The organism is Stenotrophomonas sp. NPDC077461 (assembly GCF_049545475.1).
Taxonomy (GTDB): domain Bacteria; phylum Pseudomonadota; class Gammaproteobacteria; order Xanthomonadales; family Xanthomonadaceae; genus Stenotrophomonas; species Stenotrophomonas nematodicola.
Genome location: NZ_JBMWDO010000011.1, coordinates 53,106 through 68,008 on the forward strand (window position 1 = coordinate 53,106; position 14,903 = coordinate 68,008).

General features: G+C 68.8%; 14 protein-coding genes and 1 pseudogene. 14 read left to right on the forward strand and 1 reads right to left on the reverse strand.

The features are described 5' to 3' along the window. The first annotated feature begins 38 nt into the window (after positions 1-38). Entirely contained in the window at positions 39-806 is a 768-nt protein-coding gene (gene xth / locus ACPEH8_RS16875) for an exodeoxyribonuclease III (RefSeq protein WP_136006462.1), read from the forward strand. A 74-nt stretch (positions 807-880) separates the two neighbouring features. On the opposite strand, the gene ACPEH8_RS16880 is transcribed toward xth, so the two are convergent. After that, on the reverse strand, positions 881-1,132 hold the full coding sequence (locus ACPEH8_RS16880; protein WP_136006461.1) for a GlsB/YeaQ/YmgE family stress response membrane protein: 252 nt from the start codon (positions 1,130-1,132) through the stop codon (positions 881-883). A 90-nt stretch (positions 1,133-1,222) separates the two neighbouring features. On the opposite strand from ACPEH8_RS16880, the gene ACPEH8_RS16885 reads away from it, so the two are divergent. The 13 genes and pseudogenes from ACPEH8_RS16885 to ACPEH8_RS16945 all read left to right on the forward strand — a co-directional run bounded on the left by ACPEH8_RS16885 (position 1,223) and on the right by ACPEH8_RS16945 (position 14,901). After that, positions 1,223-1,822, forward strand: a complete 600-nt coding sequence (locus tag ACPEH8_RS16885) for a 4'-phosphopantetheinyl transferase family protein (RefSeq protein ID WP_136006459.1) — start codon at positions 1,223-1,225, stop codon at positions 1,820-1,822. Positions 1,823-1,882: 60 nt separating this feature from the next. Beyond that, the gene (rsmG, locus tag ACPEH8_RS16890) at positions 1,883-2,521 is read left to right on the forward strand and encodes a 16S rRNA (guanine(527)-N(7))-methyltransferase RsmG (RefSeq protein WP_153165125.1); all 639 of its coding nucleotides are present in this window, start codon (positions 1,883-1,885) and stop codon (positions 2,519-2,521) included. Between the two features lie 211 nt (positions 2,522-2,732). Next, positions 2,733-3,530, forward strand: a complete 798-nt coding sequence (locus ACPEH8_RS16895) for a ParA family protein (protein WP_017357136.1) — start codon at positions 2,733-2,735, stop codon at positions 3,528-3,530. Continuing rightward, positions 3,530-4,453, forward strand: coding sequence for a ParB/RepB/Spo0J family partition protein (locus ACPEH8_RS16900; protein ID WP_017357135.1), 924 nt, complete (start codon positions 3,530-3,532; stop codon positions 4,451-4,453). Before ACPEH8_RS16895 ends, ACPEH8_RS16900 begins: the two co-directional genes overlap by 1 nt. A gap of 34 nt (positions 4,454-4,487) precedes the next feature. Then, entirely contained in the window at positions 4,488-4,796 is a 309-nt protein-coding gene (locus ACPEH8_RS16905) for a helix-hairpin-helix domain-containing protein (protein WP_017357134.1), read from the forward strand. Between the two features lie 48 nt (positions 4,797-4,844). Continuing rightward, complete coding sequence (locus tag ACPEH8_RS16910; protein ID WP_017357133.1) at positions 4,845-5,810, forward strand: NAD-dependent epimerase/dehydratase family protein; 966 nt, start codon at positions 4,845-4,847, stop codon at positions 5,808-5,810. A gap of 87 nt (positions 5,811-5,897) precedes the next feature. Next, positions 5,898-6,620 carry a glycosyltransferase family 2 protein gene (locus tag ACPEH8_RS16915; RefSeq protein ID WP_017357132.1) on the forward strand — a complete coding sequence of 241 codons (723 nt, stop codon included), beginning with the start codon at positions 5,898-5,900 and terminating at the stop codon, positions 6,618-6,620. Beyond that, complete coding sequence (locus ACPEH8_RS16920; RefSeq protein WP_017357131.1) at positions 6,620-6,961, forward strand: lipid-A-disaccharide synthase N-terminal domain-containing protein; 342 nt, start codon at positions 6,620-6,622, stop codon at positions 6,959-6,961. The genes ACPEH8_RS16915 and ACPEH8_RS16920 overlap by 1 nt, the downstream gene beginning before the upstream one ends. Before the next feature lie 145 nt (positions 6,962-7,106). Further along, a complete protein-coding gene (locus tag ACPEH8_RS16925; RefSeq protein WP_153165122.1) occupies positions 7,107-8,891 on the forward strand; it encodes a DUF885 domain-containing protein in 1,785 nt (594 codons plus the stop codon). Between the two features lie 100 nt (positions 8,892-8,991). Then, positions 8,992-9,357 carry a DUF2946 family protein gene (locus tag ACPEH8_RS16930; protein WP_136006449.1) on the forward strand — a complete coding sequence of 122 codons (366 nt, stop codon included), beginning with the start codon at positions 8,992-8,994 and terminating at the stop codon, positions 9,355-9,357. 56 nt (positions 9,358-9,413) lie between these two features. Further along, positions 9,414-10,724, forward strand: coding sequence for a TolC family protein (locus ACPEH8_RS16935; protein WP_423667572.1), 1,311 nt, complete (start codon positions 9,414-9,416; stop codon positions 10,722-10,724). A gap of 155 nt (positions 10,725-10,879) precedes the next feature. Continuing rightward, positions 10,880-11,689, forward strand: a pseudogene (locus tag ACPEH8_RS16940) (efflux RND transporter periplasmic adaptor subunit); the annotation flags it as partial. 38 nt (positions 11,690-11,727) lie between these two features. Continuing rightward, on the forward strand, positions 11,728-14,901 hold the full coding sequence (locus tag ACPEH8_RS16945; protein ID WP_423667575.1) for an efflux RND transporter permease subunit: 3,174 nt from the start codon (positions 11,728-11,730) through the stop codon (positions 14,899-14,901). Positions 14,902-14,903: the final 2 nt, after the last annotated feature.

Consider the following 14,903-nt stretch of genomic DNA (forward strand, 5'->3'; position numbering starts at 1 on the left):
GCGGCCGGCAGCCGGCAGTACCCGGGTAGAATGGCGCCATGAAAATCGCCTCCTGGAACGTCAACTCACTCAATGTGCGCCTGCCGCACCTGGAACAATGGCTCACCACGTTCTCACCGGACGTGGTCGGCATCCAGGAAACCAAGATGGAGGACCACAAGTTCCCCGACGCGGTGCTGGCCGGGCTGGGCTACCGCAGCGTGTTTGCCGGGCAGAAGACCTACAACGGTGTCGCGCTGCTCTCGCGCGAGCCGGCGCAGGACGTGCAGATCGGCATTCCCGGCTTCGAGGACGAGCAGAAGCGCGCGATCGCCGGCACCGTCAACGGCGTGCGCATCATCAACCTGTACGTGGTCAACGGCCAGGACGTGGGCACCGACAAGTACGCCTACAAGCTGCGCTGGCTCGAGGCGGTACACGCCTGGGTGGCCGACGAACTGCAGCGCTACCCCGAGCTGGTGGTGATGGGCGACTTCAACATCGCCCCGGACGCCCGCGACGTGCACGATCCGCTGGTGTGGAACGAGAACCACATTCTCACCTCCACCGCCGAGCGTGGCGCGCTGAACAAGCTGCTGCAGCTTGGCCTGCATGACGCCTTCCGCCTGCACAACGAAGAGGAAGGCGTGTTCAGCTGGTGGGATTACCGCGCCGCCGGCTTCCGCCGCAACCTGGGCCTGCGTATCGACCTGACCCTGGTCACCGACGCGCTCAAGGCGCGCGCGCTGGCGTCGGGCATCGATCGCGAACCGCGGACCTGGGACCGCCCCAGCGACCATGCGCCGGCCTGGGTACAGCTGGGCTGATCCCGGCCATGCAACAAGGCCCGGCGGTGCCGGGCCTTGTTGGGACGTGCATACCCACCCGACGTGGGTACCTGCTAACGGACGCTTTTTCGGGTAAACAGATTGACGATCGCAAGCAGGATCACCGCACCGATCAGCGAGAACAGGAACGTACGGAGGGTGATGGCTTCGTTGATGCCACCGCCGAACAACCAACCGGCCAGCAGTGCACCGACGATGCCAACCACGATGTTGAGGATGATGCCCTGCTGCGCGTCCCGCTTCATGATGATGCTGGCCAGCCACCCCACGATGCCGCCGACGATCAGCCAGATGATGATGCCCATAGCGTTGACTCCCGGTTTGCGTGTGCGACCGGCCCAGTTGACGGCAACGCCCGTGAAGTTGTCGTGCAGCCCTGCTCACCTGGCACAGCCATGAGCCTGCCGGTCACACTGGACGGTCCGTGGCGGTTCGGTCCGGTCACTGTGTGGCGGCTGCCGCACGTGCCCGGCACCCGTGGCGAGCCGCAGGCGCGGGTGCTGCTGGCCCAGCAGCTGGGCGGTGACCCGGACCGCCTGCCGCTGCACCGCGACTCGCGCGGTCGCCCGGAACTGCATGGGCCGCTGGCCCACCTGGGCACCGGCTGGAGCCACAGCCACGGCCTGCTGCTGGTCGCGCTGGGCGAAGGGGTGCGCCTGGGCGTGGACCTGGAGCCCCTGCGCCCGCGCCCGCGCATGCGCGAGATCATCGAGCGCTTCTTCCATCCGGCCGAGGTGGCGTGGCTGCTGGGCCTGGAGGAAGACGCCCGCGCGCCGTGGTTCTTCCGCGTGTGGTGCGTCAAGGAAGCCATCCTCAAGGCGCAGGGGCAGGGCATCTCATTTGGCCTGCACCGCCTGCAGCTGGCCCCGGACGCCAACGGCGCCCTGCATCTGGCCTGGTGCGATCCCGAGCTCGGTGACCCCGCGCGCTGGCACCTTCACGAATGGCAGGCCGCCGCCGATTTCCGCGCGGCGCTGGCGTTTCACGCGCTGTGAGGCCCGCGGGGACGCTGGTTGACGCGGTCGCCCATGCCGCCGACCTGCGATAATCCCTCCATGACCGAACATACCCTTCCGGCCGGCGTGGCCGATGCGCTCGCGCGCGGCCTGGCCGCAATGGAGCTGGATGCCGCCCTGGCGCCGCCCCTGCTGACCTACCTCGCCCTGCTCGACCGCTGGAACCGCACCTACAACCTGACCGCCATCCGCGACCCGCTGGAGATGGTCACCCGCCACCTGCTCGACTCGCTGGCGATGCAGCCGCACCTGGAGCGCGGCACCCTGGCCGACCTGGGCACCGGACCCGGGCTGCCCGGCATCCCGCTGGCCATCGCGCGCCCGCAGCTGCAGGTGACCCTGGTCGAAAGCAACGGCAAGAAAGCCCGCTTCATGCGCGAAGCGGTGCGCCAGCTTGGCCTGGGCAATGCCCGCGTCGCCGAGTCGCGCGCCGAAGCCCTGGCCGAACCCGGTGCCTATGACGCGCTGACCGCCCGCGCGATGGACACCCTGGCCGGCATCATCGATGTCGGCGGCCATCTGCTGCGCCCCGGCGGCCGGCTGCTGGCCATGAAGGGCGTGTACCCGCATGACGAGATCGCCCAGCTGCCGGCCGGCTGGACGGTCGAACAGGTCCTGCCGCTGCACGTGCCGGGCCTGACCGGCGAGCGGCATCTGGTGGTCGTGGCCGGCCCCTGAGCCCGCACGCGTGACCGTGGCCGGGTGGCCTGCCGCCCGCCGCTCCATCGGCGCCAGCGCCCGCCCCCGTTGCCGCTCCGCCCTTCCCGGGGTGCGTCGAACACGCGCACCGGGACGTTCGGGCGCCCGGTGCGGCGCATCTCACAGTGCATGACACGCCCCATATACGCATAATGACCAGTCCCACTCCCTGCCGATGAGGCTCACCCGCATGGCCCGCATCATCGCCATCGCCAACCAGAAAGGTGGCGTCGGCAAGACCACGACCGCCGTCAATCTGGCCGCCTCCCTGGCTGCTGCACCCAAGCGCGTGCTCCTGGTCGACCTCGATTCCCAGGGCAATGCGACCATGGGCAGCGGCGTGGACAAGCGTGAAGTCGCCGCGTCCACCTGCGATCTGCTGCTCGGCGAAGCCACCGCTGCCGACGTCCGGGTCACCACGCCGGAAGGCTTCGACCTGCTGCCGGGCAACATCGACCTGACCGCCGCCGAGATCCAGCTGATGGACCAGGGCGAGCGCGAGCAGCGCCTCAAGCGCGCGCTGGCCCCGGTCCGGGACGAATACGACTACATCCTGATCGACTGCCCGCCGGCGCTGTCGCTGCTGACCCTGAACGCGTTGGCTGCCGCCGATTCGGTGATCGTGCCGATGCAGTGCGAGTACTACGCGCTGGAAGGCCTGAGCGCGCTGGTGGAAACCATTGAAGCGCTGCGTGCCAACCTCAACCCGGCACTGGAGATCGAGGGCGTGCTGCGCACCATGTTCGACGTGCGCAACAACCTGGCCAATGCGGTGTCGGCCGAGTTGACCGAGCATTTCGGTGATCGTGTGTTCCGCACCATCGTGCCGCGCAACGTACGCCTGGCCGAAGCGCCCAGCCACGGCCAGAGCATCGTCGGGTACGACCGTGCCTCGCGCGGTGGCGTCGCCTACCTCGGCCTGGCCGGCGAGATCATCCGCCGCCACCAACAACGCAATAAGGCCGACAAGGCCCTGGAGACCGCCTGATGAGCACCAAGCCCGCCCTCGGCAAGAAACGCGGCCTCGGCCGTGGCCTCGACGCCCTGCTGGGCCCGAAGGGGGCGGTGACGCAGGTGCAGGCGGCCGCAGTGATCGAGCCGCAGCCCGGTGAGATCCTGCGCAAGCTGCCGGTGGGGCAGCTGCAGCCTGGCAAGTACCAGCCGCGCCGCGACATGGACGAGACCAAGCTGGGCGAACTGGCCGACTCGATCCGCTCGCAGGGCGTGATCCAGCCGATCCTGGTGCGCCAGCTCGGTGCGGACAGCTTCGAGATCGTGGCCGGCGAACGTCGCTGGCGCGCCTCGCAGTTGGCCGGCCTGGACGAAGTGCCCGTGGTGGTGCGTGAGCTGGAAGACCGCACCGTCATCGCGATGGCGCTGATCGAGAACATCCAGCGCGAAGACCTCAATCCGCTCGAAGAAGCCGAAGCACTGCAGCGGCTGATCACCGAGTTCGCCCTGACCCACGCCGAGGCCGCGCAGGCCGTGGGCCGGTCGCGGGCGGCGGTGTCCAACCTGCTGCGCCTGCTTGAACTGCCGATCGCCATCCGCCTGCTGCTGGAAACCCGCCGGCTGGAAATGGGCCACGCCCGCGCGCTGCTGACGCTGGCGCCGGAACTGGCCAGCAAGCTGGCCCAGGAAGCCGCCGATGAAGGCTGGTCGGTGCGCGAAGTGGAACACCGCGCGCAGCAGTTCGCGGCGGGCAAGGTGCCCGGTGCGCTGCGCAGGAAGCCGGCCGCCAGTGCGCCGCAGGCCGACATCGCATCGCTGGAAACCGAACTGTCCGAATCGCTGGGCGCCCGCGTGGCGATCAACCACGGCCGTGGCGGCAAGGGCAAGCTGATCATCCATTACACCGACCTGGACACGCTGGATGGCGTGCTCGAACGACTCCGCGCACAGAAGGGCTGAGTCCCGACCTGCGCCAGAGGATGTCCCCCCTGCAATGAATCCCACCAAGGTCGACCGCAATCATCTGTTGCGTCTGACCGACCTGCCGAACGTCGGGCCGGCCTGCGAGAAGGATCTGCGTCTGATCGGCATCCGCGTGCCTGCGCATGTCCGCGGCCGCGACGCCTATGACATGTACGCGCAGTTGTGCCTGCGCACCGGGGTCGTGCACGACCCCTGCGTGATCGATGTCTTTCTGTCCATCGTGCGCTTCATGCAGGGCGAGGCACCGCGACCCTGGTGGGACTTCAGCAAGGAACGCAAGGCCACGCTGGCAAAGGAAGCGCCGTTGACCCTGCGGTGAGCGCGGCGTAGCACAATAGGCGCAGTGAACTTTCCGGGACGCCTCTCCATGACCCTTCTTGTCACCGGCGCTGCCGGCTTCATCGGCGCCAACACCGTCCGTGCCCTGCTCGATGCGGGCCACGCGGTGGTCGGCCTGGACAACTACAACGACTACTACGACCCGCAGATCAAGCGCGATCGCGTGGCCGCACTGTGCCCGGATGCGGATATCCGCGTCCTGGACCTCACGGACCGCGACGGCCTGGCCGCGCTGTTCGACGAGGTGAAGCCGACCCGGGTGATCCACCTCGCCGCCCAGGCGGGGGTGCGCTATTCGCTGGAGAATCCGCACGCCTACGTTGACAGCAACCTGGTCGGCTTCGTCAACATGCTCGAACTGTGCCGCCACCGCGGCGTGGCTCACCTGGTGTATGCCTCCAGCAGCTCGGTGTACGGCGATTCGGCAACGCCGCCGTTCTCCGAGGACCAGCGCATCGACCAACCGCGTTCGCTGTATGCCGCCACCAAGGCGGCCAATGAGCTGATGGCACACACTTACGCCCATCTGTACGGTCTGCGTGCCACCGGTCTGCGCTTCTTCACCGTGTACGGCCCTTGGGGCCGCCCGGACATGGCGCCGCTGCTGTTCTCGCGCGCGGTGCTGGCGGGCCGCCCGATCGACGTGTTCAACGACGGAAAAATGCAGCGCGACTTCACACATGTCTCCGACATCGTGGCCGGTATCCTCGGCGCGCTGGCGCATCCGTCCGGGGAGGAGGTTCCGCACCGTGTCTTCAACCTGGGCAATCACACACCGGTCGAGCTGGAGCACTTCATCGGTGTCATCGAGGCGGCGGCCGGGCGTCCGGCGCACAAGGTCTACAAGCCCCTGCAGCCTGGCGATATGGTGCGCACGATGGCCGATACCACGCGCGCACATGACGCCTTCGGCTATGAACCGGCCACGCCCATCGAGCGCGGCCTGCCGCCGGTGGTGGCCTGGTGCCGCGACTATTTCGGCGATCACGCCTGACACACGCGCCCCAATTCATCTTCAGATAACCTTGCGTGCGGACAATGCGCGCTCTTTTTCGATCCTGGCCCTTCGCAGAGCCCGACCATGAGCCAACCCCAGCTGTCGGTCGTCGTCCCGGTCTTCAATGAACGCGACAACGTCACCCCCCTGATCGACGAGATCACCGCCGCGCTGCGCGGCCGGATCGACTTCGAGATCGTCTACGTCGACGATCACTCCCGCGACGACACCCTGGCGGTGCTGCAGGGCCTGAAGGCCGACAACCCGGAACTGCGGGTACTGCACCACGTCAGCCAGAGCGGCCAGAGCACGGCGGTCCGCACCGGCGTCAAGCACGCCCGTGCGCCGTGGATCGCCACGCTGGACGGCGACGGCCAGAACGACCCGGCCGACATCCCCGGGCTGCTGGCCGCCCGTGACACGGCCGCGCCGCAGGTGAAGCTGTTCGCCGGCTGGCGGGTCAACCGCCAGGACAGCGGCAGCAAGCGCTGGGCCAGCAAGTGGGCCAACGCGATCCGTGCGCGCATGCTGCGCGACAACACCCCCGATACCGGCTGTGGCATCAAGCTGTTCGAGCGTGAGGCCTTCCTGGACCTGCCGTATTTCGACCACATGCACCGCTATCTGCCAGCGCTGATGCAGCGCGCCGGCTGGAAGACGGTCAGCGTGCCGGTCAACCATCGCCACCGCACCGCCGGTGTCTCCAAGTACAACAACCTGGGCCGTGCCTTGGTCGGCATCCGCGATCTGCGTGGCGTGGCCTGGCTGATCACGCGCAGCAAGCGCACCGCCGTGGAAGAGCGCTGATGGAACTGCACGGGCTCGACCAGCCGTTGACCTGGCTGTACTGGACCGGCCTGCACGTGACCGGCTGGAAGCTGATCGGCTATACGGGCGCGCTGATGTTCGGCGGCCGCTGGCTGGTGCAGTTCATCGCCTCCCGGCGTGCCGGCAAGCCGGTGATTCCACGCCTGTTCTGGTACATGAGCGTGGTCGGCAGCCTGATGACGCTGAGCTATTTCCTGTTCTCGGCCAAGCAGGATTCGGTTGGCGTGCTGCAGAACCTGTTCCCGGCCTTCACCGCCCTGTACAGCCTCAAGCTGGACATCCAGCACCGCGGCTGGAAGCGGGACAAGGCGCAGCATTGACCTGACGGGGGAGCCGGCCGTTGGTTGGCCGCGACCCGCGGTCGATCCCCGTTCCTGCGGCGGTGCGGCAGGACCTTTGATCCATGCACCGGCCCCTGCGGGAGTGCCATGATCGGGGTTTGCCGTCCATCGGGAACCGCTGATCGTGAAATCGCCGCTCGTCACCGCCCTGCTGCTTGCCCTGGCGCTTCCTGCCGCCGCCGCCTTTGCCGCCCCGCCGGCCGCCCCGGCCGCCGCACCTGCCAGCCTGGCCACCGAGCATGCCGCCGATGCGCAGTTCCGTGCCATCTACGAAAAGGAATGGACGTGGCGCCAGGACGGCGGCGGCGAGGCCAGCGAAGACGGTGACGGTCCGGCCAATGCCACCCGCATGCCCGACGTCGGCGCCGCTGCCCAGCAGGCGCGGCTGAAGGTGTGGGACGCGGTGCTGGCCCAGCTCGACCGGATCGACCCCGCGACGCTCTCGCCCGACAACCAGATCAATTACGCCATCTACCGCGACCAGGTCTTCAACCTGGCGGCCGACGTGCGCCTGCGCGGCTATGAAATGCCGTTCAACGCCGACTCCTCGTTCTGGTCCAACCTGTCGTTCATGGCGCGCCGCGAAATGAAGACCGCGCAGGACTTCCGCAACTACATCGCGCGGCTCAACGACGTGCCGCGCTACTTCGACCAGCAGACCGACAACATGCGCGCCGGCCTCAAGCGCGGCTTCAGCGTGCCGCGTGCGGTGCTCGACGGCCGCGAAGTGTCCATCGCCACCGTGTCCGAGCTGAAGGACCCCACCCAGTCGCCGCTGTACGCCCCGTTCAAGAAGCTGCCGGCCAGCATCCCGGCCGCCGAGCAGGCGCAACTGCAGGAACAGGCGCGGCAGGCCATTGGCGGCGCTGTGGTGCCGGCGTTCGCCAAGCTGCGCACGTTCTTCGTCACCGAGTACGTGCCGCAGGCGCGCACCACCCTGGCCGCCGAAGCCATGCCCGACGGCAAGGCCTACTACAAGCAGCAGATCCACGAATACACCACGCTGGACCTCACCCCGCAGCAGATCCACGAAATCGGCCTGAAGGAAGTGGCACGCATCCAGAGCGAGATGAACGGCATCATCCAGCAGGTGCAGTTCAAGGGCAGCTTCGCCGAGTTCCTCACCTTCCTGCGCACCGACCCGCAGTTCTACGCCAAGACCCCGGACGAACTGCTGCACCGCGCCGCCTGGATCTCCAAGCGCGTGGATGGCGTGATCGGCAAGTACATGACCCTGCCGCGCGCGCGCTTCACCATCGTGCCGGTGCCGCCGGACATTGCCCCGTTCTGGACCGCCGGCCGCGGCGGCATGGGCACCTACTGGCTCAACACCTACAACCTGCCGGCGCGCCCGTTGTACAACCTGCCGGCGCTGACCCTGCACGAATCCGATCCGGGCCATGCACTGCAGGGCGCGCTCGCCGCCGAGCAGGGCGAGCAGCCCGAGTTCCGCCGCACGGCCTACATCTCCGCCTACGGCGAAGGCTGGGGCCTGTACTGCGAGAAGCTGGGCGTGGAGATGGGCATCTACGAAACCCCGTACGAGGATTTCGGGCGCCTGACCTACGAAATGTGGCGTGCCGCGCGCCTGGTGATCGACACCGGCGTGCACCACAAGGGCTGGAGCCGTGAGCAGGCCATCGCCTACCTGCGCGACCACACCGCGCTGAGCGAGCACGAGGTGACCACCGAGGTGGATCGCTACATCTCCTGGCCGGGCCAGGCGCTGAGCTACAAGCTGGGCGAGATCGCGATCGTGCGCCTGCGGGCGCAGGCCGAGCAGGAACTGGGCGATCGCTTCGACGTGAAGTCCTTCCACGACGCCGTGCTCAAGCAGGGCTCGGTGCCGCTGCCGGTGCTGGAACGGCAGATCCAGGCCTACATCGCCCAGCGCAAGGCCGCGACCTGAGACAGACGGGGCCTGCGGGCACGCAGCAGGCCCCGCCAACGTGAACCTTCGCAGCGCACTGCGATTGTGTAACGGGCAAGCGGACCGCTACCCTGCGGCCATGTTCCGCCGTGCCCGCCCGCGTCCGTCCCTGCTGCTGCGCCTGCTGATGCTGGTTGCGGTGGGACTGGGCGTGTTCGGCAGCGCCACGGCGTCAGCGCTGGCCGACATCCACATCAGCCTGCATGCCGATGCCGCGCACCTGGCCGATGATGCCGACGCCGAAGGCCCCGATCACGACGGCAGCGATCTGCTGCACACCCTGGTCCATTGTGGCCATTGTCACGGCCACGGCGGCGTGCTGCCGATGGCGTCGCTGCCGTGGACGCTGCCGTCCGCGCCGCCTCACGCACTGCCGTCCAGCCTGACCGCGCAGCTGCGTACCCAGCCGCCCGAGAGCCTGCTGCGTCCTCCGATAGCGGCCTGATGCCACGCGGCTCCGTGCCGCCGTCCGACATCTGAACCGCTTTCTGGAGAATCCCCATGTGGATGCGTCTGGCAGCCTTGGCTGCCTTTGCGTTCGTGCCGTGCGTGTCCGCACAGGGCACGGCGCCGGCTGTAGCGTCACCCCCCACCGCATTGACCCTGGACGACGCGATCGCCCGCGTCGCCCGCTACCATCCCGATCTGCGCCTGGTCGATGCGCAGCGCCCGCTCTGGGAAGCGCGCCGTGATGCGGCGGCACTGCGTCCCCCGCTGACGCTCGGCGTGGATCTGGAGAACGCGTTCGGCAGCGGCGACGCCAGCGGCCTGCAGGCCGCCGAACTGACCGTTACGCTGGCCGGTGTGCTCGAACGCGGCGGCAAACTGGACGCCCGTCGTGCGGTGGCCCAGGCCAACATCGACGCACTCGCACCGCAACGCGAAACCGCGCGGCTGGACCTGATGGCCGAGGTGGCCCGCCGCTACCTGGCGGTCACCGAGGCGCGCCAGCAACTGGCCATCGCCACCACCGACATCGAACAGCGCCGCCGCGCGGTTGCCGCGGCCCGCCTGCGGCTGCAGGCCGGCGCGTCGCCGGAATCGGTGCTGCTCACCGCGCAGTCGATGCTGGCCCAGGCCGAACTGGACCGCGACCGTGCCAGGCAGATGGACCAGTCCGCGCGCGCGGCGTTGTCCGCGCTGTGGCGCGCGCGCGACCCCGGCTTCGAGGTCGTCACCGGCGATCCCATGCGGTTGCCAGCCCTGCAGGCCTTCGCCGCACTGGCCGAGGAACTGCAGCGCACCCCCGAACTGGCCGTGCTGGCCGGCGAGCGTCGCCTGCGCGAGGCGCAGCTGACCCTGGCCCGGACCCAGGCGCGGCCGGACATGAGCTGGCAGGTCGGCATGCGCAACAGCCGCGACACGCGCGATACCTCGCTGGTGGCCGGCGTCAGCCTGCCGCTGGGCAGCGTGCGCCGCGCCGAACCGGACATCCGTGCGGCCGAGGCCGAACTGGCCTTGAGCAGCATCGAGCGCGAGGCGCGCGAACTCCAGCTCTACGCCACCCTGGCCGAGGCGCACGGCCGTTACCTGACCGCGCGGCTGGAAGTCACGCGCATGGCCAGCGACGTGCTGCCGCGCCTCACGCGCGCCGAGAACGCGGCCGAAAAGGCGTGGCGTGCCGGTGCCATCAGCTACATGGAGTGGGCGCAACTGCAGGCCCTTCGCATCGAGGCGCGGCAGCGCCAGCTCGCTGCCGCGATCGCCGCACAGACCGCGCTGATCGAAATCCAGCGACTCACCGGCCAGAGCATGGTCGCTACCGCCGATGCCCCGGCACATTCCACGGTGTCCACGGAGGACCGCCCATGACCCTTTCCGCATCCCGCACCGCCCTGGCCGCCAGCCTGCTGCTGGCCCTGTTGGCCCTGACCGGCTGTGGCAAGGACACCCCGGCCGACGCAGCCCCGGGCCACGGCGAGCCTGGCCACGAGGAGGGCGAGGACGACCATGACGCACCGGAGAGCACCACGATCACGGCGGCGATGGCCGGGCAGGCCGGCATCCGTGTGGCGCCCGTGGTCGCCGGCACCATCGCCGACGAACATGATGTGCAGGGCCTGCTGACCCCCGTCGATGGGCGCGTGGCGCAGGTGACGGCGCGTTTCCCCGGCCCGATCCGTTCGCTGCGCGCCAACGTCGGCGACCGCGTGGCGGCCGGGCAGGTGCTGGCCAGCATTGAAAGCAACCTCAGCCTGACCACCTACACCGTCAGCGCGCCGATCGCCGGTGTGGTGCTGGCACGCCAGGCGCAGGTCGGCGGCGTGGCCGGAGAGGGCACGCCGCTGTTCGAGATCGGCGATCTGTCCACGCTGTGGGTGGACCTGCACATCTTCGGCAACGACACCCAGCACATCACCGCCGGCGTTCCGGTCACGGTGTCGCGCATGACCGATGGCGTGAGCCAGGCCACCACGCTCGAACGCGTGCTGCCCGGCACCGCCACCGCCAGCCAAAGTACCGTGGCGCGCGCCACGCTGCGCAACGACGACGGTCTGTGGCGGCCTGGTGCGGCGGTCAAGGCGCGCATCGTGGTGGCGACCACGCCGGCCGCGCAGGTAGTGCCGCTGTCGGCGCTGCAGAGCATGGACGGCAAGGACGTGGTGTTCGTGCGCACCGCCGACACTTACACCGCCCGCCCGGTCACGCTCGGCGCGCGCGACGCCACGCAGGTCGAAGTCCTGTCGGGCCTGACGCCCGGCGAGGACGTCGTGGTGGAGCAGAGCTACGTGGTCAAGGCCGACATCGGCAAGGCGGGGGCGTCGCATGAACATTGATCCCGTTCTGCCGCCGCCCGTCCGCGGAGGATGCCGTCATGCTTGAGCGCATCATCGGCATGTCCATCGCCCATCGGTGGCTGATGATGAGCCTGACCACGGTGCTGGTCGCAGTGGGCATCTGGAGTTTCACCCAGCTGCCGATCGACGCCACGCCGGACATCACCAATGTCCAGGTGCAGATCAACACCGCCGCACCGGGGTATTCACCGCTGGAGACCGAACAGCGCATCACCTATCCGGTGGAGACGGTGATGGCCGGTCTGCCGCGGATGGAGCAGGCCCGCTCGCTGTCGCGCTACGGCCTGTCGCAGGTGACCGTGGTGTTCGAGGACGGCACCGACATCTACTTCGCCCGGCAACAGGTGGCCGAGCGCCTGCAGCAGGTCAAATCGCAGATTCCGACAGGGCTGGACCCGCAGCTCGGCCCGATCGCCACCGGTCTGGGCGAGATCTTCATGTACACCATCGACGCCGATCCCAAGGCGCGCAAGGCCGATGGCACGCCGTACACCGCCACCGACCTGCGCACCCTGCAGGACTGGGTGATCCGGCCGCAGTTGCGCAACGTGCCGGGCGTGACCGAGGTCAACACCATCGGGGGCTTCCAGCGCCAGGTCCACATCACGCCGGACCCGGCCCGGCTGCGTGCGCTGGGCTTCACCCTGGAAGACGTCGCCGAGGCGGTGGAGGCCAACAACCAGAACGTCGGCGCCGGCTACATCGAACGCAACGGCCAGCAGTTCCTGGTGCGCATCCCCGGCCAGGTGGCCAACCTGGAGGAGATCGGCAACATCGTGCTGGCACGGCGCGAAGGCGTGCCGATCCATGTGCATGACGTGGCCGAGGTCAAGGACGGTCCGGAACTGCGCAGCGGTGCGGCGACCCAGAACGGCCACGAAGTGGTGATGGGCACGGTGGTGATGCTGATTGGCGCCAACAGCCGCGACGTGGCCCAGGCGGCCGCCGCGCGCCTGCAGCATGCCCAGCGCAGCCTGCCCGAGGGTGTCACTGTCACGGCCAGCTATGACCGCACGGCGCTGGTGGACCGTACCATCGCCACCGTGGCCAGGAATCTGGTCGAGGGCGCGCTGCTGGTGATCGTGGTGCTGTTCCTGCTGCTCGGCAATTTCCGCGCGGCGCTGATCACCGCCGCGGTGATTCCGTTGGCGATGCTGTTCACCCTCACCGGGATGGCGCGCGGCGGGATCTCGGCCAACCTGATGAGCCTGGGCGCGCTGGATTTCGGCCTGATCGTCGACGGTGCGGTGATCATCATCGAGAACTGCCTGCGCCGCTTCGGCGAACGCCAGCACGCGCTCGGTCGTGACATGACCCGCCAGGAGCGTTTCCAGGAAACCGCCAGCGCGACGGCCGAGGTGATCCGCCCCAGCCTGTTCGGACTGGGCATCATCACCGCGGTGTACCTGCCGATCTTCGCGCTGTCCGGCGTGGAAGGAAAAATGTTCCACCCGATGGCGATCACGGTGGTCCTGGCCCTGACCGGCGCGATGGTGCTGGCACTGACCTTCGTGCCGGCCGCGATCGCTCTGTTCCTGGGCGGGCGCGTGCAGGAGAAGGAAAACCGCCTGATGGCGTGGGTGCGTCGCCGTTACGAGCCGCTGCTGGCGTTCTCGCTGCGTCGCGGGCGCTGGATGGTGGCCGGTGCACTGGTGCTGGTGGTCGGTTGCGGGCTGCTCGCCACCCGGCTGGGCAGCGAGTTCGTGCCGAACCTGGACGAAGGCGATGTGGCCATGCATGCCATGCGCATTCCCGGCACCAGCCTGACCCAGTCCATCGACATGCAGAAGCACATCGAAAACCGGCTGGTGCAGTTTCCCGAGGTAAGCAAGGTGTTCTCCAAGATCGGTACGCCGGAGGTCGCCTCCGACCCGATGCCGCCGTCGGTGGCCGACACCTTCATCATGATGAAACCGCGCAAGGACTGGCCGGACCCGCGCAAGCCGCGCGCGACGCTGCTGGGCGAGCTGGAGGCCGCGGTCGAGCAGTTGCCCGGCAACAACTACGAGTTCACCCAGCCCATCCAGATGCGCACCAACGAGCTGATCTCCGGCGTCCGTGCGGACGTGGCGGTGATGCTGTTCGGCGATGACCTGGAGACGCTGCTGGCGGTGGGCAGACGCATCGCGGCGGTGGCCGGCAAGGTACCGGGCGCGGCCGATGTGCGGGTCGAAGAGACCAGCGGCCTGCCGCTGCTCACCGTGACCCCCGACCGCACCGCGCTGGCCGGCTACGGGCTCAACCCGGGCCAGGTGCAGTCCACCGTCGCCACGGCGGTGGGCGGGCAGGTGGCCGGGCAGTTGTTCGAAGGCGACCGCCGCTTCGACATCGTGGTGCGGTTGCCCGAAGCCCTGCGCCAGGACCCGGCCGCCTTGGCGGACCTGCCGGTATCGCTGGAAAGCGCACTGTCCGGCGGTGATGCCGATGAGTCCAGCCGCGCCGCCAGTGGCACCAACGGCGCGCGCACCGTGCCGCTGCGTGAACTGGCCACGCTGGCCAACAGTGAGGGCCCGAACCAGATCAACCGCGAGAACGGCAAGCGCCGCATCGTGATCACCGCCAATGTGCGCGACCGCGATCTGGGCGGCTTCGTCGGCGAGCTGCAGCAGACCATCGGCCGCGAGGTGCAGGTGCCCAACGGGTACTGGATCGAGTATGGCGGCAGCTTCGAGCAGTTGATCTCGGCCAGCCGGCGCCTGGCGATCGTGGTGCCGCTCACGCTGGTCGTCATCTTCGCGTTGCTGTTCTGGGCCTTCGGGTCGATCAAGGACGCGGCCATCGTCTTCAGCGGCGTACCGCTGGCGCTGACCGGCGGTGTGCTGGCGCTTGCCGCGCGGGGCATTCCGCTGTCGATCTCGGCTGGCGTCGGCTTCATCGCGCTGTCCGGCGTGGCGGTGCTCAACGGCCTGGTGATGATCAGCTTCGTGCGCAGCCTTCGCGAAGGAGGGCTGCCGCTCGCGCAGGCCGTGCGCGACGGCGCGCTGGGCCGTCTGCGCCCGGTGCTGATGACCGCGCTGGTGGCATCGCTGGGCTTCGTGCCGATGGCCTTCAATGTCGGTGCCGGTTCGGAAGTGCAGCGCCCGCTGGCGACGGTGGTGATCGGCGGCATCGTGTCGTCCACGCTGCTGACCCTGCTGGTGCTGCCGGTGCTTTACCGCTGGCTGCATCGTCGCGACGCGTCGCCGGCGTGAGC